The organism is Azomonas agilis (assembly GCF_007830255.1).
GTDB lineage: Bacteria > Pseudomonadota > Gammaproteobacteria > Pseudomonadales > Pseudomonadaceae > Azomonas > Azomonas agilis.
The window spans coordinates 47,614-71,006 of record NZ_VLKG01000002.1 but is presented as its reverse complement, the minus strand read 5'-3'; the positions used below and the strand labels follow the sequence as shown (position 1 = coordinate 71,006).

At 52.1% G+C, this 23,393-nt stretch carries 18 protein-coding genes; 4 read left to right on the top strand and 14 right to left on the bottom strand.

Features of this window, described 5'->3' with window-relative positions; genetic code table 11:
- The first annotated feature begins 44 nt into the window (after nucleotides 1-44).
- Nucleotides 45-626, top strand: a complete 582-nt coding sequence (locus LX59_RS02650; protein ID WP_144570305.1) for a Maf family protein — start codon at nucleotides 45-47, stop codon at nucleotides 624-626.
- Nucleotides 627-629: 3 nt separating this feature from the next.
- On the opposite strand, the gene LX59_RS02645 is transcribed toward LX59_RS02650, so the two are convergent.
- The 3 genes from LX59_RS02645 to rluC are packed head-to-tail and all read right to left on the bottom strand — an operon-like array spanning nucleotide 630 to nucleotide 3,250.
- On the bottom strand, nucleotides 630-1,622 hold the full coding sequence (locus tag LX59_RS02645; RefSeq protein ID WP_144570304.1) for a S49 family peptidase: 993 nt from the start codon (nucleotides 1,620-1,622) through the stop codon (nucleotides 630-632).
- A 13-nt stretch (nucleotides 1,623-1,635) separates the two neighbouring features.
- Nucleotides 1,636-2,301, bottom strand: a complete 666-nt coding sequence (locus tag LX59_RS02640) for an HAD-IA family hydrolase (RefSeq protein ID WP_246118660.1) — start codon at nucleotides 2,299-2,301, stop codon at nucleotides 1,636-1,638.
- Nucleotides 2,294-3,250: a 23S rRNA pseudouridine(955/2504/2580) synthase RluC gene (gene rluC / locus LX59_RS02635; RefSeq protein WP_144570303.1), complete on the bottom strand. Its 957-nt coding sequence runs from the start codon at nucleotides 3,248-3,250 to the stop codon at nucleotides 2,294-2,296. Before rluC ends, LX59_RS02640 begins: the two co-directional genes overlap by 8 nt.
- 676 nt (nucleotides 3,251-3,926) lie before the next feature.
- Between rluC and rne the strand changes: the two genes are divergently transcribed.
- Together rne and LX59_RS02625 are read left to right on the top strand one after the other, a co-directional pair.
- Nucleotides 3,927-7,436: a ribonuclease E gene (gene rne / locus LX59_RS02630; protein ID WP_144570302.1), complete on the top strand. Its 3,510-nt coding sequence runs from the start codon at nucleotides 3,927-3,929 to the stop codon at nucleotides 7,434-7,436.
- Between the two features lie 161 nt (nucleotides 7,437-7,597).
- Nucleotides 7,598-9,217, top strand: a complete 1,620-nt coding sequence (locus tag LX59_RS02625; protein WP_144570301.1) for an FMN-binding glutamate synthase family protein — start codon at nucleotides 7,598-7,600, stop codon at nucleotides 9,215-9,217.
- Here LX59_RS02625 and murB read toward each other — a convergent pair whose 3' ends face one another.
- The 8 genes from murB to LX59_RS02585 are packed head-to-tail and all read right to left on the bottom strand — an operon-like array spanning nucleotide 9,218 to nucleotide 16,024.
- Nucleotides 9,218-10,237 (bottom strand): UDP-N-acetylmuramate dehydrogenase, encoded by a 1,020-nt coding sequence (gene murB / locus LX59_RS02620; protein ID WP_144570300.1) that lies wholly within the window; start codon nucleotides 10,235-10,237, stop codon nucleotides 9,218-9,220.
- Nucleotides 10,234-10,698: a low molecular weight protein-tyrosine-phosphatase gene (locus tag LX59_RS02615; protein WP_144570299.1), complete on the bottom strand. Its 465-nt coding sequence runs from the start codon at nucleotides 10,696-10,698 to the stop codon at nucleotides 10,234-10,236. The genes murB and LX59_RS02615 overlap by 4 nt, the downstream gene beginning before the upstream one ends.
- Nucleotides 10,699-10,701: 3 nt before the next feature.
- Nucleotides 10,702-11,469 carry a 3-deoxy-manno-octulosonate cytidylyltransferase gene (gene kdsB / locus LX59_RS02610; RefSeq protein ID WP_144570298.1) on the bottom strand — a complete coding sequence of 256 codons (768 nt, stop codon included), beginning with the start codon at nucleotides 11,467-11,469 and terminating at the stop codon, nucleotides 10,702-10,704.
- A complete protein-coding gene (locus tag LX59_RS02605; protein WP_144570297.1) occupies nucleotides 11,466-11,651 on the bottom strand; it encodes a Trm112 family protein in 186 nt (61 codons plus the stop codon). Before LX59_RS02605 ends, kdsB begins: the two co-directional genes overlap by 4 nt.
- A gap of 20 nt (nucleotides 11,652-11,671) precedes the next feature.
- Entirely contained in the window at nucleotides 11,672-12,682 is a 1,011-nt protein-coding gene (lpxK, locus tag LX59_RS02600; protein ID WP_144570296.1) for a tetraacyldisaccharide 4'-kinase, read from the bottom strand.
- The gene (locus tag LX59_RS02595) at nucleotides 12,682-13,107 is read right to left on the bottom strand and encodes an ExbD/TolR family protein (RefSeq protein WP_144570295.1); all 426 of its coding nucleotides are present in this window, start codon (nucleotides 13,105-13,107) and stop codon (nucleotides 12,682-12,684) included. The genes lpxK and LX59_RS02595 overlap by 1 nt, the downstream gene beginning before the upstream one ends.
- Nucleotides 13,104-13,739 (bottom strand): MotA/TolQ/ExbB proton channel family protein, encoded by a 636-nt coding sequence (locus tag LX59_RS02590; RefSeq protein WP_144570294.1) that lies wholly within the window; start codon nucleotides 13,737-13,739, stop codon nucleotides 13,104-13,106. The genes LX59_RS02595 and LX59_RS02590 overlap by 4 nt, the downstream gene beginning before the upstream one ends.
- A gap of 53 nt (nucleotides 13,740-13,792) precedes the next feature.
- Entirely contained in the window at nucleotides 13,793-16,024 is a 2,232-nt protein-coding gene (locus LX59_RS02585; RefSeq protein ID WP_144570293.1) for a DNA internalization-related competence protein ComEC/Rec2, read from the bottom strand.
- A 256-nt stretch (nucleotides 16,025-16,280) separates the two neighbouring features.
- Between LX59_RS02585 and LX59_RS02580 the strand changes: the two genes are divergently transcribed.
- The gene (locus tag LX59_RS02580) at nucleotides 16,281-18,944 is read left to right on the top strand and encodes a sensor domain-containing protein (RefSeq protein WP_170234320.1); all 2,664 of its coding nucleotides are present in this window, start codon (nucleotides 16,281-16,283) and stop codon (nucleotides 18,942-18,944) included.
- Here the strand turns inward: LX59_RS02580 and LX59_RS02575 are convergent.
- From LX59_RS02575 to LX59_RS02565, 3 genes are all read right to left on the bottom strand, one after another.
- Nucleotides 18,934-19,728: an amidohydrolase gene (locus LX59_RS02575; protein WP_144570291.1), complete on the bottom strand. Its 795-nt coding sequence runs from the start codon at nucleotides 19,726-19,728 to the stop codon at nucleotides 18,934-18,936. The genes LX59_RS02580 and LX59_RS02575 overlap by 11 nt on opposite strands.
- Nucleotides 19,729-19,771: 43 nt before the next feature.
- A complete protein-coding gene (locus LX59_RS02570; RefSeq protein ID WP_144570290.1) occupies nucleotides 19,772-20,920 on the bottom strand; it encodes a pyridoxal phosphate-dependent aminotransferase in 1,149 nt (382 codons plus the stop codon).
- Nucleotides 20,921-21,004: 84 nt separating this feature from the next.
- On the bottom strand, nucleotides 21,005-23,368 hold the full coding sequence (locus LX59_RS02565; RefSeq protein WP_170234319.1) for a putative bifunctional diguanylate cyclase/phosphodiesterase: 2,364 nt from the start codon (nucleotides 23,366-23,368) through the stop codon (nucleotides 21,005-21,007).
- Nucleotides 23,369-23,393 lie beyond the last annotated feature (25 nt).

The window sequence follows — 23,393 nt, the reverse complement described above, 5'->3', positions numbered from 1 at the left end:
TTCTCTATATACCACCTTACACTCCATCATACAGCATCCTGAACATGACACCTCTGTTGCTTGCTTCCAGCTCTTTATACCGTCGAGAGCTTCTTGCTCGATTAAAACTCCCCTTTGTCTGGCAATCTCCAGATGTCGATGAGCGCCCCTATCCAAATGAAGCCCCTGAAGAGCTAGTGCGCCGACTGGCCCAAGCTAAAGCCAAGGCCTTATACCCCTCAGCCCAAGCGGATCAGTTGATAATTGGCTCAGATCAGGTAGCTGTATTAGAAGGAAAGATACTCGGTAAGCCCGGCCATTTCGACCAAGCTAAAGCCCAACTGCAAGCAGCGAGTGGCCAAATGTTGAGCTTTTTTACGGGACTGGCTGTATTAAACAGCCGCACGAACCAAGTACAGCTTGAGCATACGATATTCAAGGTGTATTTCCGCCCACTGAGCGAGGCTGAAATTGAGCGCTACTTGCACCTAGAACAACCCTACGATTGTGCCGGTAGCTTCAAAGCTGAAGGTTTAGGCGTGAGCCTATTTCAAAAAACCGAGGGGGAAGACAGTACCAGCCTGATAGGGTTACCCCTAATCAAGCTGACTGAACTACTGAGAAAAGAAGGAATCAATATTCCCTAATCGCTATTGCAGACTGGGAATTGTTGATTGCAGGCCCAACCAAACGGCCAATCGATCCGCAACATTGGTTCCCAACTTTTTCGCAAAGCGATCAAAGGGCGTGGGCTTAATGGTGAAGTCCACAATATTCTCTTCACCAATGTGCTCACGCGCCACATAGCTGGCACTGCCTAGTCCATCGACCAGCCCTAAAGCCAAAGCCTGCTCGCCTGACCACACCAATCCCGAAAATAACTCGGGATGCCCTTCAACCTTCAACCGATCACCCCGCCCTTGTTTAACACTGCTGATGAACTGTTGATGGGTAGTACGCAACACCTCTTGCCAAAACTCCGTTTCGGCGGACTTTTGCGGAAGGAAGGGATCAAGGAAGCCTTTGTGCTCTCCGGAGGTATAAACGCGCCGCTCCACCCCCAGCTTTTGCATGGCTTCTACAAAACCAAAGGTAGTGGCCGTCACACCAATAGATCCGACCAAACTGGCCTTATCGGCATAAATTTCGTCCGCGGCACTGGCAATGTAGTAGGCCCCTGAGGCTCCTAAATCGCTGATCACGGCATACACTTTGATCTCTGGCTTGTCCAAACGCAGCCGCTTAATTTCATCGTAAATATAGCCCGCTTGAACGGGCGTGCCGCCAGGACTATTAATGCGCAGGATAATGCCCTTAGTGGCCTTATCCTCGAAAGCAGCCCGCAAAGCCCCTACGACATTATCGGCACTGGCTTCTTCTTGATCAGCAATCATGCCCCGGATTTCAATCAAGGCGGTGTGATTGCCCGTGCGTTTGGCCTGATCCATCTGCAAGCTAGGTGAAAACAGCAACACCACCACCAACAGGTAAGAAAAGGTCAAAAGTTTAAAGAAAATGCCCCAACGCCGAGCACGGCGCTGCTCTTGGACTCCAGCTAATAGTGTTTTTTCTAACAGCTTCCAGCTATTACCCACCTCAGAGTCATTATCCTTACCCTCAGGGGCCTTCCAATTATCCGTCATGCCAAAAACCTCGTTATGGGCGATGATTCAACCAAGGCAACAAGTGCTCAAAGCGGTCAATCATTAAACAGTGTGGATACTGCTGCAAGACCTGGACAGGCTGTGCCCCATAACTGACTGCTACTGCCCCCATTCCTGCGTTATGAGCCATTTGCAGATCAAATGCCGAGTCACCAATCATAATCGCCCGCTCTGGAGCCACTTGGCACTGCTCTAAAATCTCCAACAACATACGGGGATGGGGCTTACTGGCAGTTTCATCAGCACAGCGCGTGGTTTCAAACAGAGCACTCCACCCATGACAAGCAGCGACACGATCCAAACCGCGCCGAGTTTTTCCGGTTGCCACCGCCATGCGGTAGCCTTGTTGATGCAGAGTCTGTAGCGTCTTGGCCACTCCCGGATAAGCCAGCGAAGGCGTAGCCTCTAGGGACAGGTAATGATCCGCATACAGGCGCTGAAACTCGGTCAAGGTTTGAGTACCCGTCAACTGGGGATACAGGGTTACTATGGCCTCTTGAATGGCCAACCCAATAATCCCCTTAATCGGCACCTCATCTAAACGCGGTAAATCGCAGCCAGCAGCAGCATGACGAATAGCAGCCACAATACGGTCAATCGAGTCGACCAAGGTGCCATCCCAATCAAAGATCAGCAATTCGTAGTCAGAGTTAGGCACCCAACTTCTCCACAGTGTGTTTCCAAATCTCGTCGGGCTCGGCTTCAAGCTGTAATAGCTGGCCATCAGGTAGTGGTATTTTTAGGCTAAAGGCATGTAAAAACAAACGCTTACCACCCAAATCCCGCAGCGTTTGAGTAAATTGCTCATCGCCGTATTTGCTATCACCACCAATGGGATGGCCAGCTTGTCGAGCATGCACCCGGATCTGATGGGTGCGCCCAGTAATGGGGCTAGCCTCAATCAGCGTGGCAAAGTTTCCAAAACGGCGCAGCACTTTAAACAGAGTCAAAGCCTCTTTACCCTCAGGGTTGACCTCAACCATACGCTCCCCTGAGCGCAGGGTATTTTTCAATAAAGGGGCACTGATTTGTTTTTTGGAGCTATCCCAATGGCCTCGCACTAACGCCATATAGCGTTTATCTACCCCACCCTCACTCCGCAAAGCTTGGTGCAAATGGCGCAACACACTACGGCGTTTAGCGATCATCAATAAACCAGAGGTATCGCGGTCTAGACGGTGCACTAGCTCCAACTCGCTAGCCTCAGGACGCAATTGGCGCATCGCCTCAATCACCCCAAAACTCAAACCACTGCCACCGTGAACAGCAATACCGGCGGGTTTATTCAGCACCAGTAATCCTTTATCTTCATACAGGATGGCTGCCTCAAGACGCTGTAATAACGCCTGAGCTACAGGTACAGCCTCATCAGGTTCTGCTAAACGCAAAGGCGGCAAACGGATAGAGTCACCGGCCTGCAAGCGATACTCAGGCTTAATCCGGCCTTTATTGACCCGTACTTCGCCCGTGCGCAAGATGCGATAAATTAACGTCTTAGGAGCACCCTTAAGCTGAGTACGCAAAAAGTTATCGATGCGTTGTCCTGCGTATTCGGGAGCGACCACCAGCCATTGCACGGCAGTAGGTTGAGCGGTATGAGTTGTCATGGCCGTATTTTAACAAGTTTGCACAATTGAAGCACTCCAAGGTTACTGCTATAGTCAAAAAGCCAGTTGGGCTGGCCTGACATGAAGTAACTAGGCACGTTGCCACTTTGTAGTCAGAAAAATCAGTTCAAAGAATGTAAAAGGCCGCTGAAGAGCCTTCCCCGAATTTCGGACAATCGCAGCAACCTTAAAGGATACACGATTTGTACTGCGACCCCATTGTGATTAGGGGTCGCCCATAGCTAACCGCTCCCCGATTTTGTGAGTGGCACCCGATTTTCTAAGGATAAGTGTTGGTTCTCATCAGAGTATCGTAGCTCAATACATTGGTCTGCAATCTGCGTGAGGAGTCGTTTGGGTTTTGCCCAACTCGCACCTCAACAGGCTAAGACCTCGATTACGATAGCTGTATAGAACCTAGGTGGAGATGCACAGTGTTCAGATAATACAGCACTCGTCTATTGATGACGTTTGGTCTGGGCTGCACCTGATTCCTCCTCCTGACCCAGTGCTTCTGTCCTAACACACAGAGCAGGAGACGTAGTCGCGGCACCGCTTGTTCGAGTGCTGCTAGACACAGTGGCCGCTTGGTGCAGCCCTGATACGCACCAAACACCGACCGTGAGAGTCGTGTGTGCCAGTCCCTTTCGGATAGCTCGAAAATGATTGGTACTACATGAAAAGAATGCTAATCAATGCGACCCAACCCGAAGAGTTGCGTGTCGCACTTGTTGATGGACAACGCCTGTTCGATCTGGACATTGAGTCCGGCTCCCGCGAACAGAAAAAAGCCAATATCTACAAAGGGCGTATTACCCGCGTTGAACCCAGCCTTGAAGCTGCCTTCGTAGACTTTGGAGCCGAGCGCCACGGCTTTCTCCCCCTCAAAGAAATTTCCCGCGAATACTTCCGCAGACCTCCAGAAGGCCGGATTAACATCCGCGAAGTATTGACCGAAGGCCAAGAGCTGATCGTTCAGGTTGAAAAAGAAGAGCGCGGAAACAAAGGCGCAGCCCTTACGACCTTTATCAGTCTAGCGGGCCGTTATTTGGTATTGATGCCCAATAACCCACGCGCAGGCGGTATCTCACGCCGTATTGAAGGTGAAGAACGTAACGAGTTACGGGAAACCTTAAACGGCCTGAACGTCCCTGCGGACATGGGCCTGATCGTGCGTACCGCCGGTTTAGGTCGCAGCAGCCAAGAGTTGCAATGGGATCTGGACTACCTGCTGCAACTGTGGAATGCCATTAAAGAGGCCTCCCAAGAACACCGAGCGCCCTTCCTGATCTATCAGGAATCCAACGTCATTATCCGCGCCATTCGTGACTACTTGCGTCAGGATATCGGCGAAGTTCTGGTTGACAGTGTCGAGGCTCAGGAAGAAGCCCTAAGCTTCATCCGCCAAGTCATGCCCCAGTACGCCAGCAAGATCAAGCTATACGAAGATAGCGTGCCTCTGTTCAACCGCTTCCAAATCGAGAGCCAGATCGAAACTGCTTTCCAACGTGAAGTGAAGTTACCTTCGGGTGGCTCTATCGTCATTGACCCGACGGAAGCCTTGGTATCTATTGATATCAACTCGGCGCGAGCCACCAAAGGCGGCGATATTGAAGAAACCGCCCTGCAAACCAACTTAGAAGCCGCTGAAGAAATCGCCCGTCAATTGCGCCTGCGCGACATCGGCGGTCTGATTGTCATCGACTTTATCGACATGACGCCGGTTAAAAACCAACGCGCTGTGGAAGATAAGATGCGCGAAGCCCTAGAAGCAGATCGGGCGCGCGTACAGGTAGGACGTATCTCCCGTTTTGGTTTGCTGGAAATGTCTCGTCAGCGCCTGCGGCCTTCACTGGGCGAAACCAGTGGTATTGTCTGCCCACGCTGTAACGGTCAAGGCATCATCCGGGATGTCGAATCTCTGTCACTGGCCATTTTGCGCCTGATCGAAGAGGAAGCCTTGAAGGAGCGAACCGCTGAAGTTCGAGCGCGTGTCCCCTTCCAAGTAGCGGCCTTCTTACTCAATGAGAAGCGCAATGCCATCACCAAAATCGAACTGCGTACCCGTGCCCGCATCTTCATTTTGCCCGATGCTCAGTTAGAGACCCCGCATTTTGAAGTGACGCGCCTGCGCGATGACAGCTCCGATTTGATCATCGGTCAAGCCAGCTATGAAATGGCTCCTAGCACAACAGTCGAAGAAGAAACAGCGCCTGTCAGCAGCACGCGCACTCTAATTCGTCAGGAGGCGGCAGTAAAAATTGCGCCCCAACGCACAGCCCAACCTGAAGAAGCGCCTAAAACACCTAAAACCCTTGAGATTCAAGCGCCTTTAGCCGCTCAAGCCAATGTGTTTAAAGGTTTAGTGAAGTCACTGGTCAGCTTATTTGCCAGCAAGCATGGAGCTGAAGAGCACAAAAAGCCCGAAAAACAGATTATCGAGCGCAGCAGTCGTTCTGATGAGCGCCGTCCCGCTCGTCCTCAACACCGTAGACGTGATTTCAGAGAGCGTGATAACAGCCGCTTTGAAGACTATCGGTCACGGGAAGAACGCCCAACACGGCCTGTACGGGAAGAGCGCAAGCCTGAAGCCGATCTGTACGAGCCACCAGTACGTCGTGAACGTCCAGCACGAGAAGATCGTTACCCTCGCGAAGACCGTGAGCGCAAGCGCGAACTGCGCCCGCCCCTGAGCAATAACGAATACTTTAACCAAGCCCCCGCACCAGAAACACTGGCTCCTGCTGCTGTTGAAGAACGCTATTTTGAGCGTCCTGAGCCCAAGCCACGCCCCGTGCGCGAAGAGCGTAAACCCTACTACGAAGAAGAAGTCGTGGCAGAAGAGCCCGCTACTCAAAATGCGGTTGAGGCAAATAGCGGCTCTGAAGACTTCCAAGATGACTACTCTGGAGATGAAGATCGTCCACGCCGCCGCTCTCGTGGCCAACGCCGCCGCAGTAATCGCCGTGAACGCCAACGCGATGTTTCTACAGATAACGGTACTGATGAGCTCAACGACGAGTCCGATGATCCCTTAGATCAGACAGCAGCGCCTAAAGTCGCAACTCAAGCTCCGGCTCCAGTTCCAGAAGTCAAACCTGTGCCTGTAGTGGCTGAACCACCGACCCCTGTTGCCGCCCCCGAGCCTAAACCTGAGCCTGTAGCAGTTGTGGCTGCTATTGAGCCGCCGGCTGCTGCGCCCCAAGTTTCAGCTCCAACCCCTGCACCTGAGCCACAGCCTCAGCCAACTCAAACCGAAGTCGTTACTCCCCGCGCTGAGGTAGTGGTCACTGAAACAGCTCCTGCCCCAGAGCCTGTACCTGCGCCTGCAGTCACTGTGGCTGAAGTGCCTCAGGTATCCACGCCTGTAACACCAGCCCCTGTAGAGCCTGTGGTAACACCTGAACCCACACCCCGTAATACCGGCCGAGCGCCCAACGACCCCCGCGAAATCCGTCGTCGTCAGCGGGAGTTGGAAGCCCAGCAAAAGGCTCAACAAGCGGCCACTCAGCCTGAGGTCATAGCTCCAGCTACCCAAGTTGAGCAACCGGCTCCTCAAGTAGAACCAGAGCCTGTAGTTGTGCCCAATGAGCCGGTTGTAGTTGCTGCACAGCCTGCTGAGATTATTGTAACGGCCCCCGTTGAGGCTCCAGTAACGGTGATCCTAAACCAACCGGAACCAGAGCCTAGAGCGGCGACCATCCTTCCTGAGGAAGCCCAGCAACCAGAAGTTGTTGCAGTGGAAACACCCGCAGCCATTGAACCTCCAGCCCCCACAGAGGTGATACCCGCATTGGTGGAAGCCCCTGTGGAGTTTGCTACAACCGAACCAGAGCCAGTCCCTGCTTCAGTTGTGCAACAAACCACTCCAGAGCCGGAGACAGAAACTCCTAGCACTCAAGAAGACTCGAACAGCATTGAGGCCGAGCTAAAACGCTTACTGGCACAGGTACCTCAAGCACAAGAAGCCGCTCAAGTACGTCCTATAGAAGTATTGGATGGAAAAACCTCAACAACTGAGGCTCCTGAAGCAGCATCCACGCCTAGTTCGACGGCTACAGAAGCACCTGCTCGTCCACGTCGGGAACGGAGTCATGGCCATAAGCACAAGGCCGCAGACTCCGTTGCGCCCCAACCGCAGGAGTCAGAAGCCGAGTCCAGCAATCCACAACCCAATGAATCCTAAGCCTTTATACTAAGCCCAACCCAAGAAAAGGATGCTTTAGCATCCTTTTCTTTTGTGCTGTTTCCAAGCCCCTCAATACTTCAGCCCAACCTAGGCTTGCAATGTGATGGCGTTGGCATAATAGTTAAACCCGATTTCGACGATCGGAACCGGGACTTATCATGGACTTTTCCATATTCAGCCGTTATGCCTTCTTTATCGGCTGTATTATTCTCACCTTGGGCACCCTACCCTGGGTACAGCAGCTCTGGTTCATCACCTTGCCCTGTGCTGCTTTGACCTTCATCGGTATTCTGGATTTACTCCAGACACAGCGCGCCATCCGGCGTAATTACCCTGTATTGGGTAATCTCCGTTACCTTATTCAGTCCATACGCCCTGAGATTCGCCAGTATTTGATTGAAGGCGATATTGAAAAGCTACCCTTCTCCAAAAACCAACGGGCTTTAGTCTATGCTCGGGCTAAAAACGAAGATGCAGACAAGCCTTTCGGAACCTTGCTGGATGTGTACGGCCACGGTTTTGAATTGATTGGACATGCTGTTATTCCCAAAAAACCCACAGATCCTTCAGGGTTTCGGGTCAACATCGGTGGGCCTCAGTGTACTCAGCCTTACTCGTCTTCGCTGTTTAACATTTCGGCCATGAGCTTTGGCTCTTTAAGTGCCAACGCTATTCGCTCTCTCAACCGAGGCGCTCGTATGGGGGGATTTGCCCACGATACTGGAGAGGGCAGCATCAGTATTTACCATCGCCAAGAAGGAGGCGATCTGATTTGGGAACTGGGTACTGGCTATTTTGGCTGTCGGGATGGCCAAGGCCGCTTTGACCCTGAGCGCTTTGCACAACAAGCCCAGTTGCCTCAGGTGAAGATGATTGAGATTAAACTCAGTCAGGGTGCAAAACCGGGACACGGTGGCATTCTCCCCAAACATAAGATTACCCCCGAAATCGCAGTCACACGCGGGGTTCCTATGGATCGGGACTGCGTTTCTCCTTCATGCCACAGTACCTTTGCCACTCCTTTAGAGCTGCTGGATTTTATTGTCCAACTGCGTAAGCTCAGCCAAGGTAAGCCGGTGGGTTTTAAACTCTGTGTCGGCCATCCTTGGGAGTTTATGGCCATTGTTAAGGCCATGCTGCACACTGGCATTTACCCCGACTTTATCGTGGTGGATGGCAAGGAAGGAGGTACTGGAGCCGCGCCGCCTGAGTTTACCAACCATATTGGCCTTCCCCTGCGCGAAGGCTTATTGCTGGTACATAACACGCTGGTGGGAACTAACTTGCGGCAACACATCCGTATCGGGGCCAGCGGCAAAATCATCAGCGCTTTTGATATTGCCAGTGTCTTGGCTTTAGGGGCTGACTGGGTCAATGCGGCCCGTGGCTTTATGTTTGCCCTCGGCTGCATTCAATCACAGAGCTGTCACACCAACCGCTGCCCCACCGGCATTGCCACCCAAGATCCCCTACGCCAACACGCCCTAGTGGTTCCCGATAAGGCAGAGCGCGTACACAACTTCCATCGCAACACGCTAAAAGCCTTATCTGAGCTGCTGGCGGCGGCGGGCTTGGAGTATCCCTATCAACTCACCGCCCGCCATTTAGCACGCCGAACCTCGACCACAGAGATTAAGCTGCTGTCGCAGATTCACACCTTCTTAGAGCCCGGAGCTCTACTGCGGGATGATCCGGGTGATGAGTTCTACGCCAAGGTTTGGAATATGGCTCGGGCGGACAGCTTCGACCCTGACCCTAAAGCACAGAGTTGGGCCTAACTAAAAGAGAACAGGCTCCATCTCTAACAACACCCCAAAGCGCTCGACGACATCCTCTTGGATACGTCGAGCCAAATCTAGGATTTGTGCCCCCGTAGCCTGACCGTAGTTAACCAGCACCAAAGCCTGTAGACGATGCACCCCTGCATCTCCTTCACGAAATCCTTTCCATCCTGCTTGATCAATCAACCAAGCAGCCGCCAGCTTGACCTGTCCATGAGCTTGAGGATAAGCCACTAAATTAGGGTAAGCAGCGCGCAAACTCTGGGCTTGCTGCTCCGAAATAACGGGATTTTTAAAAAAACTTCCAGCATTACCTAATATTTTGGGATCAGGGAGCTTTTCTTGGCGAATGGCACAGACCACCGCACTTACCGCCGCCGCCGTTGGCTCAGTGCAGCCTTGCTCGTGCAGGCGTTGGCGGATTAGCCCGTACTCAAGATGTAAAGGGGCATAGCGCGATAAACAAAATCGCACACGCAACACCAACCACCGCCCGGCCTCTCGCTTAAACCGGCTGTCGCGATAGGCAAAAGCACAGTCTTCTGGGGTAAAGTCCTTAAGCTGCCCGCTATAGCAATCCAGTGCCGTCAGCCCTGCACAGACATCGCGCAGCTCTACGCCATAAGCTCCGATATTTTGCACGGGCGCGGCCCCTGCTGTGCCCGGAATCAGACTTAGGTTTTCCAGCCCACTCAAGCCTTGCTGCAACGAATACTGCACCACATCCTGCCAAAGCTCTCCGGCTTCAGCTTCTAGGATCACCTGCGCCCCATCATCCGAGAGGATGCGTATCCCTTGAGTGCGTACATGCAGCACTAAAGCCTCTAAATCAGAGGTTAGAAGCACATTACTACCACCGCCTAATACACGGATAGGACGATCCAAGGTTTGGCTGATATTTAGTGCCTCAATAGCCTGCTCATCCGTGGTTAGCTCAGCGAACCAACGCGCCCGCACCGCCAAGGCAAAGCTGTTATAGGGGCGCAGATCAACCTGCTCACGCACTACTAAGGTCACAGTCGTCCTCTGATTTCTTGCGTCAAGGCCTCGCATCCTTGCTCCAGTAAATCCAAAACCTGCTCAAAGCCTTCAGGCCCACCGTAGTAGGGATCAGGGACTTCAGCCGGAGCTAACTGATAGCGCTGTAAAAATAAGTCCAGCTCTGCCGATGCCAAAGCAGGACGCAAGCGCTCTAAATCAGTCAAGTTGCTGCGATCCATCGCCAAAATTAAATCAAATTGCTGAAAATCACTGGAAGTCACTTGGCGTGCTCTTAGACTGTCTAAATCGTAGCCACGCTGCTGCCCCGCTCTGCGGGCTCGTGCATCCGGCGCTTTACCAATGTGCCAATCCCCCGTTCCTGCTGAATCGAGGTGAACACGCTCGGCTAAACCGGCTTGTTGCAGGTAATGGCGCATCACCGCCTCAGCACTGGGTGAGCGACAAATATTGCCCAGACACACAAATAAGATGCGCATGAATTAACGAGCCTCCAATAAACGGCGTACTCGCTCCAAATCCTCAAGGGTATCCACACCGGCAAGGATGGGGGTACAGGCATCCGCCACATGGATCAAACAACCGTGCCATAGTGCCCGTAGTTGCTCCAAACGCTCAGTCTGCTCTAAGGCACACGGCCCCCAAGAAACGAAGTCGGCTAAAAAACCGACACGATAGGCGTAAATGCCGATATGCCGCCGGTAAGGAACATCAGCCGGCATTTGATTCGGAGCCTGAGCAAAAGCATCCCGCGCCCAAGGCAAGGGAGCACGGCTAAAGGTTAGGGCCATGCCTTGCTGATTGCTGATTACCTTCACTACATTGGGGTTAAACAGCGCCTCCGCCGTGCTCAAAGGTTCGGCTAAGGTCGCCATAGCCGCTTGAGGATGGGCTGCCAAATTAGCAGCGACTTGGTCAATCACCGCAGGAGGAATTAAGGGTTCATCTCCCTGCACATTGACCACAATGCGCTCAGGAGTTAATCCCAACTGCGCCACCACCTCGGCTAAACGATCCGTACCCGACTCATGCTCAGGCCGTGTCATCAAAACCTCAGCGCCGAAGCCTTGGCATACCTCGAAAATACGCGGATCATCCGTAGCAATGACCACCTGTTGCGCACTACTGTGCCGAGCCTGCGCCCAAACGTGCTGGATCATAGGTAAGCCTGCAATCTCCAGCAGCGGCTTGCCTGGTAAACGCGTAGAGGCGTAGCGTGCAGGAATGACCACACTGTAGGGCGTGCTCATTTATCCAAGCGCTCATCAACCGTCAGCGTACGGGCTTCTGTTTCCAGCATCACCGGGATACCCTCACGAATGGGATAGGCCAGTGCATCGTGCTTGCACACCAACTCGGTTTTATCCGAAGTCAGAATTAAAGGGCCTTTACACAAGGGACAGGCCAAAATATCGAGCAGTTTGCTATCCATACAACCTCTAAGCCACCTGTTCAGCTAGGTGTGGATGATTGAACAATCAGAGTATCCAGCCGCTGATTAAGCCACTGGACAAATGCTGGGGAAGGCTGCGCCTGTACGCGTATATAATACCAGTCTGGCTGGGCAAAACTCTGGCATTTCACGGCATCTTTTTCGGTCATCAGCACAGGATGGGCCGATTGAAAGTTAAAATCCTGAGGCCGGTACCGAGCATGGTCAGGAAAAGGATGCTCTATCGGATGCCAACGCAATTGCCGAATCGTGGCAAAAAACCGTGCTGGATTCCCAATCCCAGCCACCGCATGCAGGGTCTGCCCCGCTGGAAAGTGTTCTAGGGCAAAACGCTGGCCTGTCGTGAGCTGCACCAAATCCTGCGCCACTAACTGCAGGGCAAAACCTTCTAAGGTGTCTTCTGTAGCGCCGTTGCAAAGCACGGCATCCACCTTCTGTAAACGCTCAGCCGGCTCTCGTAGAGGCCCAGCAGGCAAGCAACGACCATTGCCCAGCCCGCGCTCATCCATCAGCACCAATTCCAGATCGCGCCCTAGAGCATAGTGCTGAAGCCCATCGTCGGATAGCACAATATCCAACGGCTCCTGGGCTAAGAGTGCGGCAACAGCCCTAGGACGCTGAGGGTCAATCATCAAGGGCACGCCGGTGCGCTCAACGATCAACAGAGGCTCATCGCCACACACCTGCGCCGCTTGCCCAGCCTGAACAAGCCACGGCAGGCTAGGCGGCTTGGCTCCATACCCTCGGCTAACCACCCCAACCCGCAGCCCACGAGCCCGTAAGTGCTCAATCAGCCACAGAATCAGCGGCGTTTTACCCGTGCCACCGAGGGTAATATTCCCCACCACTAACACAGGCACCGGAGCGCGATAACAGGGACTTTGCCCACTCAAGAAGCGCTGGCGACGACGCACCACAACCCATTGGTATAAGCTTGCTAAGGGCGCTAAGCTGCGCATCAAGGGATGCCCTTGATACCAAGCCTTTTGCATCCAACGGGCCAAAGACATCAGGGAGCGGCCTCTAAGGTAGCGATGCTGAGACGTGAAAAACCCAGCTTGCCTGCCGCATCCATCGCCATCACAACGGATTGGTGCGGAGCCTGTCCATCAGCGCTGATCATTACCGGCAGACTGTTATCCCCCCCAGATTCCTTTTCTAAAGCGGCCATTAGGGTGTCCAGATCATTCCGAACTAGGGCTTGGCCATTTAGAGAAAAGTTTCCCGTTACATCAATCACGATTTCCAACTGCTTACGCTCGGCTGATGACTCCGATGGGGTACCACTGACGGCCTCCGGCAAATCAACCTTAAGCTGTGTCTCACGGGTAAAGGTGGTGGTGACAACAAAAAACAGTAATAGGATGAAGACGACATCCATCAGGGAAACCAGATTAATTTCCACGTTTTCCCGTGGCTTACGTCGGAACTTCACGCTTTGCCCTCATCCAGATTGACTTCACGATCACCCTGAACCATCTCGACTAAGCGAATGGCTTCTTGCTCCATACCCACGACCAGCTCATCCACCCGACGTTGCAGGTAACGATGAAAAAACAAGGCAGGAATAGCCACGATTAAACCGGCGGCGGTAGTGATTAAAGCCTTAGCAATACCACCGGCCAGTACGGCTGGGTTAGCTGCACCTGATGTCCCCATAAAGGAGCTAAAAATCTCAATCATTCCCAAAACTGTGCCCAACAACCCTAATAAGGGCGCAGTAGCAGCGATAGTACCTAACGCATTGAGGTAACGCTCCAAGTCGTGAACAATCCGAGCGCCTGTTTCTTCTAGGCATTCTTTCATTACCTCACGGCCATGACGGGCATTGGCCAAACCCACTGCAAACAACTCACCTAAAGGTGAGTTACTGTGCAATTCTTTCAACGCACGATTATTTAAGCGCTTCTCCTGCACCAGCCCCCACGCAACACCCAGTAAATTAGGGGGTGCTACCCGCCGAGTTCGTAACGTCCACAAACGCTCTAAAATTATGCCGCTGGCTACCACAGAACACAGCAAAATCGGCCACATCAGCCAGCCGCCTGCCTCAATCAATTCCCACACAAAGCACCTCCTATAAATTGCTGCACTCTATCATAGAGCGCTGCTGGGATTACTCAGAGGCGAAACCAAAATCTTTGACGCACTCGTAGCCCCTCAAGCGAGCCCCTAGCGCCCAGCTCCAAGCGTAAAGCGCCCAGCTTTGCGGTATCAAACAGAGAAATCCCTAAGGATTCTAAGCGTTGCACAACCTCAGGATGTGGATGACCAAAGGAATTGCCCCAGCCTCGTGATACCAAGGCTGCTTGAGGTCGCACTGCCTTTAAAAAGGTAGCCGAACTGGAAGTACGACTACCATGATGACCCAACAGAAGCCAGTCCGCTTGACCAGCTCCATCGGAGGTAAGCCAAGCGCGTTCAGCGCGCTGGTCGATATCCCCAGTCAACAGCAGGCGCTCCCCAGAGGCTTCCACCGATAACACACAGGATGACTGGTTATCATCGCGGGCCTGCTCCCAACGCCACAGGGAAAAACGCACCTGATCCCATTCCCATGTACTGCCTGTTTGGCAATCCTTAGCACCTAAACCCTGAGCTAAGGCACCTTGAGTACCGCTCATCACCTCAAGGACGGGCATCGTCTGAACAATCGACAGCAGGCCACCCGCATGGTCGTTATCTTCATGGCTGAGTATTAAGCGATCCAAACGCTGTACACCCAAGGCACGCAAACTGGGCAGCACCAGCCGCTCGCCCATGTCCAAATCGCCCCAACGAGGGCCAGTGTCGTATAGCAGGCTGTGCTGAGCCGTGCGAATCAAAACCGATAGACCTTGCCCCACGTCTAATACCCAGACCTCTGCTCGCCCTGCTGCTGGAACTATTGTGGATGGGAAGAACAAAGGTAGCCACAGAACCAACCCCAAAGTACGCACAGGTAGACCCGCCGGCAAAACCATCAGCAGAGCGCCTAAGATTAATAACAGCCTCACCCCCCAACTCAGCTCTGGTGCTTGCCAAGCCGATTGCCATGTCGCTAAAACCCTTAACAACTGAAACAATCCCTCTAATAAATAACCCGCCAGTCCCAGCAAAGGATCAGCCAAGGGAGGAATCCATAGCAAAGCGCTCCCCAATAAAGCCAAAGGCACCACTAAGATGCTGACCCAAGGTACAGCGACTAAATTGGCAATAGGCCCGGTTAAGCTAACGGGCAGCGACAGAGCCAGCAAAAGCGGTAACAGGCCCACAGCGATTAACCACTGAGCCCGCCATAAAGAGACAAGGGCTGTCCAACGGCCTAAACGCCCTGAAAACCCAAGGATAAGTAAGGCAACCGCTGCAAAGGACAACCAAAATCCAGCCTGCAAGCCCACCAAGGGATTGATCACTAAAACCAGTGTCAAACTGACTAATAGAGGCAGCCAGACACCCAAATGCCAAAAACATAAACGCCATATCAGAGCCAAAGCCACCATCAAACAGGCCCGCTGTACCGGAACCTCAAAACCGGCTAACCAGCCATAACCCAAAGCACCGAATAAAGCTAGACCTACAGCGACGGGGAGCCAAGGCAGCGTTTGGGGCCAAATCCCCCAACGGAATAGCAGTGCTACGCCAGCAAACAATACCGCCGCCAACAGACTGACATGCTGTCCAGAAATGACCATCAAATGCACAGTGCCGGTATCTTGCAATACCTGCCAATCCGCACGAGATAAACCCGAGCCATCGCCCACAACTAAGGCTGCTAAGCCACCCGCCCGACCTGTTGCCTCAATGCTTAAAAGACGCGTCCTTAATTGATCTCGCCAACCACCTAAGGAAGACTCAGCGCCCTGTACAAGCTGGCCGGCTTTAACGGTTCCCACCGCACCCAAGCCCCGCGCTAAGGCCCAAGCCTCATAATCAAAACCACCGGGATTAATACTTCCTCTGGCCTGTTTTAAGGTAACGGCTAAACGCCAACGCTCACCAGCCTGCACCTTTGGGCCTTTGTACCAAGATACCCGAATGCGTGCAGGTATCCCGATATGCCGGGAGGTTACTGAATCCAAATCAAAGCGCACGACAGATTCACTGTACTCTGGCAACCCTACAACCTGTCCCTCAAGCCAAAATGTTCGCCCATCGTGAGACGCGGGCAAGCGTTGCTCTAAAGCCCAATGCCCTTGCACACAGGCCCAACCTAACCCCAGCAAAAAGAGGGCAAAAGGCCGAACATAGGGCCATAGCAGCAAGGCGATACAAAATCCCAAGCCTATAATCCAAGCGGAAGGTAGCTCGGGCAGAAAGCGCAGTGTCAACAATCCAAGAGGCAACGACAGCCAATCCCTAAGCCTTATCATCTGAACATCCCGCTCAGTCTCCCCAGTGAATTCGGGGCATTTTACCGAGATACGCGGAAAGCCCCATCCTTGATAGTGGGGAGAATGTATAGTGGGGAGAATGTCAAAAACTCAGAACCACTTGCTCCCCTTTAAAATATTGAGGGTTTCTCAAAATATTTTCTTAAAGCGGCTTGCCAATGCAAAATCAGGAGCTAGTCTTCACTGCATTTTGATATGCGTGACTCTGACCGCATCGAGCGGGATAATGACAATTATGATTCAGATACTGCTCGGGAATACCATTGCATTAATGGCTCTTTGCCTACTTTTACAACTTTACTACCCTAATTGGATGCAGGCTCAAGGCACACAATTAGAATTGCGCTACGGCTGTTTATTGGGTGCAATCAGCGCGTTGGGATTATGGCTTGCCCCTAATATAGGGAATGAATTTACCCTAAGTCTCCACACACTTCCCCTGCTGATAGGAGCGGCTTTTGCCCAGAGACCTGTTGCTGTTTTAGCCAGCCTCATCAGTTTGACTCCCCTCGCGTTTCAAGAGAACCACAGTATCGGCCTAAATGTCAGCAGCAGCTTGCTGGCCCTCAGTGTGGGTATAGGTTATCAACTCATTCGACGAGGCCCGCAAGATTCATTTAAGCCTCTACCTTTACTGGGATGTGGCCTAATCTTGGGTATTGGCCAACTTTTACTTCAGAAAGCGTGGCTGTCTTCCGAGCTAAATGCTCAGAATATTTTGCTCACTCGACTTTTTTTCCTTGGAGTGCTGCCCATTCTAGTTCTGGGCTTGGGTTGGTTATTGCACCTAAAACGCTTGAAACCTGCAAGGTTACCTGTTGAACAAGAACCACCTTTGGCCATACTCCTTGAGGCAATCCCAGATACGCTGCTGATTTTGGATCAGCAAGGATATTGCTTAGAAGTTCGGCCTACTTATCCTTCTATTCCCCCGTTCGATAGCGCTAATATGACGGAGGTACAGGGACAGCGTATTCAGGATTTTTTACCCCCTTGGCCCGCCAAGCAATTTGAACGGTTAATCGAAAAAACTTTAGCCAGCGCTAATACGCAGTATTTAGACTATAACCTCCCCCTTACAACAGGCACCCGCTTTTTTGAAGGATGTGCCCACCGGATTTATTTAGTTCCCGACAGCCCTCCAGCCGTGGCCGTACTTATCCGTGAAGTAACACAGCGTATTCAAACCGAGCAAGAACAGCGAGTGGCTGCCATTGCCTTTGAGTCACAGCAGGGGATGCTGATTGCAGATGCAAAAAACCAGATTATTCAAGTCAATCCAGCCTTCTGTCGGATGACGGGCTACACCCCAGAAGATGTAATTGGACAATCTACCCGCATACTCAGCTCAGGACTGCAATCTAAAAGCCTGTATCAAGCCATGTGGTACAGCATTTTAAACACGGGTAGCTGGCAAGGTGAGTTACAAAACCGGCGTAAAACTGGGGAGGTCTATCCGGCTTGGGTATCTATCAGTGCTATATACAACACAGAGGGTCTAATTACCCACTATGTGTCTGCCCAAACCAACATCAGCCAGCAAAAAGCGGCTGAACACCACATTCACCGCTTAGCCTTTTACGATCCGCTCACAGGCTTACCAAACCGCCGCCTGCTTTTTGAGCGCCTCCAGCAAACCTTAGGCACCAGTACAAGGACACGCCAATATGCGGCCTTGATGATGTTTGACTTAGATAACTTCAAAAACATCAATGACCACCACGGGCACGCTGCGGGTGACCGCTTCCTGTGTGAAGTAGCCCACCGCCTCACCGATAAAGTACGCGCAGGAGATACCGTAGCCCGCCTAGGAGGTGATGAATTTGTCATTGTACTAGAGGGCTTAAAAACCAATGTGCAAGAAGCCCAGCAACACGTCAGCCACTTCGCAGAACGCATCTTACTAAGCCTGAGTCAGCCTTACACCCTTGATGATCTGATTTTGCACAGCAGTGCCAGTATTGGTATCGCCCTATTCCGTGACACAACTACCGACTGTATCGCCCAAGAAGTAGAAGAGTTGATGAAGCGGGCCGACATTGCCATGTATGAAGCCAAACAAGCGGGCAAGAACCGCTTACGCTTTTTTGATCCGCAAATGCAAGATCTACTCAACCAACGCCTTGGTTTAGAAGAGGACTTGCGCATTGCCCTAGAAGAGCAGCAACTGGTTTTATATTTTCAGCCACAATACGACCATCAGCCCAAGCTCATCGGGGCTGAAGTGCTGGTGCGTTGGCAACACCCCACACGCAGCCTATTGCTCCCGGGCGAATTTATGGACAGCGCCCGAAGAGCCGGTTTAACGCCTGCCTTAGATCGTTATGTACTACAACACGCCTGTTGCCAATTAGCCCGTTGGGTTGATCAAACAGAACTGGCCTCCTTAGTAGTGGCGGTCAATATCAGCGCCTCTTTGCTGTATCAACCGGACTTTGTGGAATACCTCACCCAAATTCTGCAACAAACCGGGGCCAATCCCCATCAACTCAAGCTGGAGCTCACTGAGTCTTTGCTGTTGGATGATATGCCCTTAGCTGCACAGCGCATGGATGAGTTACGGGTACTGGGAATTCGCTTCTCTATTGATGACTTTGGCACTGGATATTCGTCCATGCTCTATCTACACCGCTTACCCTTAGATCAGCTAAAAATTGACCGCACCTTCGTTCAATCACTGCCTAACGATGACAACAGCCTAGCGATTATTCGAGCCATCTGTGCCTTAGGTAATAGCCTTGGTTTAGAAGTATTAGCCGAAGGAGTCGAGAAGCCCGAACAACGACAAACCCTCACTGAAGCGGGATGCCAAAACTTCCAAGGGTACCTGTTTGGCTACCCACTCCCTGCCGATCGCTTTGAACAACAGCTTATCCAAACTCAAACGGCTAAAATTTAAGCTCAAAAGCATCGGCATCCTGATAAGCAGGAAAGCGCTGCCGATAAGTGGCCAAAGCGGCACCTGTAAGCGTGGTTAGGAAGACTCCATCCTCTTCCTGTGCGGCACACAGCGTTTCCCCCTGAAAATCTAAAACCTGACTGTCACCGCTGTAAGGATAGCCTTTGCCATCCATACCTACTCGGTTAACCGCTGCTACATAACAAAGGTTTTCGATCGCACGCGCTGGGAGTAGACGATTCCAAGCATCCCGCCGCGCTTTAGGCCAACTGGCCACATAAATTAGCAAGTCAGTATCGTAGGGATCGCGACTCCAGACTGGAAAACGCAGGTCGTAGCAGATCAGTGGGCGCACATGCCAGCCCTTTACTTCCAACAGCACACGCCGCTCACCGCCACTGTAGTGCTTGTGCTCACCGGCCATGCGAAACAGATGACGCTTATCGTAGCTGGCATGGGTACCGTCTGGACGGGCCCAGTACAAACGGTTGCGGTAACTGCCATCGGATGTCCGAACAATCAAACTTCCAGTGACCACGGCATTGAGCTTTTTAGCTTGATTAAGCATCCATTGGCGCGTTACCCCATCTTCGGGCTCAGCCAAGGCGACCGCATCCATCGAATAGCCGGTGGTGAACATTTCCGGCAGGATGATTAAGTCAGCCCCCTGTGCCTGCTCCAACAGGGCCGAAAAATGCTCGTGGTTGGCGGCAGTATCCTGCCAATGCATGCTGGTTTGCACCAGCGCTAACTTAAGATCAGGCAGAGCAGCTAAGTCACGCATCACAGTCTCCAAAGAAAAACAGGTGCCCGCAGCCAAGTCTGTCCTATACCCGGCACAGCCGTTCAGCAGCCTGACGTAGCGTATCTTCGCGTTTTGCAAAGCAAAAGCGCACCAAACGCAGGTCGGCAGGTGGCCGTTGATAAAACACAGATACTGGAATACAGGCCACGCCCTGCTCACGTGTTAACCAAAAAGCCATCTCTAAATCTGGGAGATCGGGGCATATTGCCGAATAATCCGCAATCTGGAAATAAGTACCCGCTGTGGGTACAAATTTAAAGCGCGAATGTGCTAGCTGCTGACAGAATAAATCCCGTTTTTGCTGATAAAAGCCCGGAAGCTCTGTTACATGCTCAGGGTGAGCGGCCATAAACTCAGCTAAAGCCCACTGTAACGGCGTAACTCCGGCAAAACTGACGTACTGGTGTATCTTTCTCAGCTCTTCTGAGAGCGCGGGCGGAGCTACCACATAGCCGGTTTTCCAACCGGTTACATGGCAGGTTTTGCCAAAAGAGCTGATTACAAAGGCGCGGTGGTACAGTTCATCGTGGCACAGGACACTGGCATGTTGCTGACCGTCAAACACCAGATGCTCATAGACTTCGTCGCTGAGCAGGTAAATATCCCGATCCCGAATTAAGGCCGCTAGCTGGTCTAAATCGGTTGGGCTTAATACCGCGCCACTGGGATTATGGGGTGAGTTAAGGATAATCAAACGGGTACGGGGCGTGATAGCTTCCCGAACACGCTGCCAATCCATAGCAAACTCTGGAGGCTGTAGAGGCACATGCACGCAATGCCCTCCAGATAATTGTACCGAAGGCTCATAACTGTCGTAGCAGGGATCAAAGACGATCACTTCGTCTCCTGCACGCACCAAAGCTTGGATAGCACAGAAAATCCCTTGGGTGGCACCAGGCGTAATAGTTATTTCTTGCTCAATATCTAGGATACGACCGTAGAGGCGTTGAATCTTTAACCCAACCTGCTCCCGCAGCGCGGGTAAACCAATCATGGGGGCATACTGATTGTGCCCAGCCAGCACATGCCGCCCTACCGCCTCTAATAAGGCAGGTGGGCCGTCAAAATCTGGAAATCCTTGGGATAGATTCAGCGCACCCGTTTCGGCTGCTAGACGAGACATGGTCGTGAAAATAGTCGTTCCCACGTGGGGCAGCTTACTGGCAATCATGGGGGTGGGCCAAATAGAGGTCAAAATGGTGGAGTGAATAATGTGACATAAACTCTAGCAGGCGCGTAGACCCCAAAATAGACCTCAGACATCCCGCTGCTCTTCTGCTTCCAACAGTGCTACAAAATCCTGCGCTGAAACCGGTTTGCTAAACCAATAGCCTTGTGCCTCGTCGCAGTGATTTGCTAGCAAGAACTGCCGCGCTCGATCATTCTCTACGCCTTCTGCAATAGCTTTTAGCCCCAAACTGTGGGCCATCTGAATAATGGCTCGAATGATGGCCGCATTGGCCGGCACTTCGGTCATAAAACGCACAAAGGACTGATCTACCTTCAGCTTATCTACCGCTAAGCGGGTTAAGTAAGCCAAGCTGGAATAACCGGTTCCAAAGTCATCAATAGACAGCTTAATGCCCAAAGATTTTAGGCGCTGTACCGTATTTAATACGCCGGTGGTGTTCTCAATTAGAATCGACTCGGTCAGCTCCAGCTCCAATAAATGGGCGGGCAACCCTGAAGCAGAAAGCGCCTGCACCACACTGTGCTCCAAATTACCCCGTTTAAATTGCACACTGGATAAATTGACGGCTATCACAAGGGAATATCCTTGCTGATGCCAAATCGCACCTTGGCGGCAGGCCTCCTGCAATACCCATTCTCCGAGCGGGATAATCACACCACATTGCTCTGCCAGCTCAATAAAGGTTACAGGGCCAATACGTCCTCGTTCTGGATGCATCCAACGTACGAGCGCCTCAGCCCCAATGATGCGCCCCGTCAATAGGTCAATCTGGGGCTGATATTCCAAAAAGAACTCGCCTCGGGCCAGCGCCTGACGCAGGCTATTACGCAGAATCAGGGAGTCGTCCGAATGGGTATTCATAAACTCGGCATAAAAGTGGTAGGTATTGCGCCCAGCCCGTTTGGCGTGCTCCATCGCATTACGTGCATTTTTCAACAGGCTATCTTGATCAAGACCATCCTCGGGATACAGAGAGATGCCTACGGACAGGGTACAGTCCAATTCATGCTCGAAGATTTGGAAGGGTTGGGCAAAACTGTTTAGTACCCGCTCTGCCAACCACGAAATCTGCTGCAAATCGGTAACGGTAGGTAGGACAATAGCAAACTCATCCGAGTCCAAGCGCGCCAACAAAACGCCATCATTCAATTGATCCGCAATCCGATGACCTGCGATCCGCAATAGCTCATCGCCACCTAACTCCCCAAAGGAGGCATTAACACTCTTAAAACCGTCTAGGTCTAAGTACAGGAGTGCTACGCGGTGGTGTCGTCGTTCCGCTTGCATAAGGATTTGGCTCAAACGGGTGCGTAAAATCAACCGATTGGGTAATCCGGTCAGCACATCATGTCCGATGAGAAAGGCAAGGCGATCTTCGGTGGCTTTTTGCTCAGAGATATCAAAAAAGAACCCTACGATATGGGTAATATCTTGATCCTTTCCATCACGCACCAAGGTCAAACTCAACCAAGTAGGAAACACTTCCTGATCTTTACGCCGAATCCAAACCTCGCCTTGCCAATAGTCTCGCCGCAGCAGAGTGCGCCACAGGCCGTTGTAAAATGCGGAGCCATGCCGATCAGAAATCAGAAGTTGAGGGCCTGGCCGCACGCCCTGAACCTCTATCGCTTCATAGCCAGTCATGCGGATAAAAGCTTGGTTTACCGACTGGATATGCGCCCGTCGGCCCGTAATCATGATGGCTTGATTGCTGCCTTCAAACACCTTGCCTAACAGATTGAGGTGCTCAGTCTGAAACTGACGATCCAACACCACGCCCACAATGGCTGCGGCAATTTCCAAGGCTTTACGGTGAAAAATGCTCGGCTCACGATGCACAAAGCTAGACAGGGCAAAGGTACCTAATAAACGCCCTTGTAATCCCCAAATGGGGACTGACCAGCAGGATAAAATGCCCAACTCCTGAGCTAAAGGCCGCAAATCTTTCCAGCGGGGATCAATCAGCGTATTACTGACAAAAATTCCCCCTCGGCGATAGACTGCATTACCGCAGGATCCTGCATAGGGCCCTGGACACAAGCCATTAAAACGTGCTGCAACCTCTAAAGGTATACTGGGGGCTGCCAAAATATTTAGCCGCTGTTGTTCGTCCAACAGCATGACAGAGGCCACAGAGTCTGGCAGTAAACGCTCCTCTAAACGGCAGATTTGGCACAGTACATCCATGTATTCGCGGCTTTGAACCACGGTGGCCAGAATTTCGTGCTGTAACTGCAAGATTTCTAGCTGCTCAGCCGCCGTCAATTGATGGTAGTCCTCTGCCCTTGAGGGTATAGGGCTCACCTCACCGCACTCTAAACTCAACAATAATTGCCGCTCTGCATCCGTCAACCCGGTACATTGGCTTACAAAGCTTGGGGAGTCTGGAGATATAGCCTGACTCTTCTGAGGTATATGGGGCAACAAAACGACCAGCTCCCTAGCAATCATC

Bases quoted from the DNA above. Each gene is read 5' to 3' on its own strand.
- lpxK (WP_144570296.1), bottom strand. From the start codon at position 12,682: ATGTCTTTGGCCCGTTGGATGCAAAAGGCTTGGTATCAAGGGCATCCC.
- LX59_RS02570 (WP_144570290.1), bottom strand. From the start codon at position 20,920: ATGATTGCCAGTAAGCTGCCCCACGTGGGAACGACTATTTTCACGACC.
- LX59_RS02645 (WP_144570304.1), bottom strand. From the start codon at position 1,622: ATGACGGATAATTGGAAGGCCCCTGAGGGTAAGGATAATGACTCTGAG.
- LX59_RS02580 (WP_170234320.1), top strand. From the start codon at position 16,281: ATGATTCAGATACTGCTCGGGAATACCATTGCATTAATGGCTCTTTGC.
- LX59_RS02585 (WP_144570293.1), bottom strand. From the start codon at position 16,024: ATGATAAGGCTTAGGGATTGGCTGTCGTTGCCTCTTGGATTGTTGACA.
- kdsB (WP_144570298.1), bottom strand. From the start codon at position 11,469: ATGAGCACGCCCTACAGTGTGGTCATTCCTGCACGCTACGCCTCTACG.
- rluC (WP_144570303.1), bottom strand. From the start codon at position 3,250: ATGACAACTCATACCGCTCAACCTACTGCCGTGCAATGGCTGGTGGTC.
- LX59_RS02605 (WP_144570297.1), bottom strand. From the start codon at position 11,651: ATGGATAGCAAACTGCTCGATATTTTGGCCTGTCCCTTGTGTAAAGGC.
- LX59_RS02615 (WP_144570299.1), bottom strand. From the start codon at position 10,698: ATGCGCATCTTATTTGTGTGTCTGGGCAATATTTGTCGCTCACCCAGT.
- LX59_RS02575 (WP_144570291.1), bottom strand. From the start codon at position 19,728: ATGCGTGACTTAGCTGCTCTGCCTGATCTTAAGTTAGCGCTGGTGCAA.
- LX59_RS02625 (WP_144570301.1), top strand. From the start codon at position 7,598: ATGGACTTTTCCATATTCAGCCGTTATGCCTTCTTTATCGGCTGTATT.
- rne (WP_144570302.1), top strand. From the start codon at position 3,927: ATGAAAAGAATGCTAATCAATGCGACCCAACCCGAAGAGTTGCGTGTC.
- LX59_RS02650 (WP_144570305.1), top strand. From the start codon at position 45: ATGACACCTCTGTTGCTTGCTTCCAGCTCTTTATACCGTCGAGAGCTT.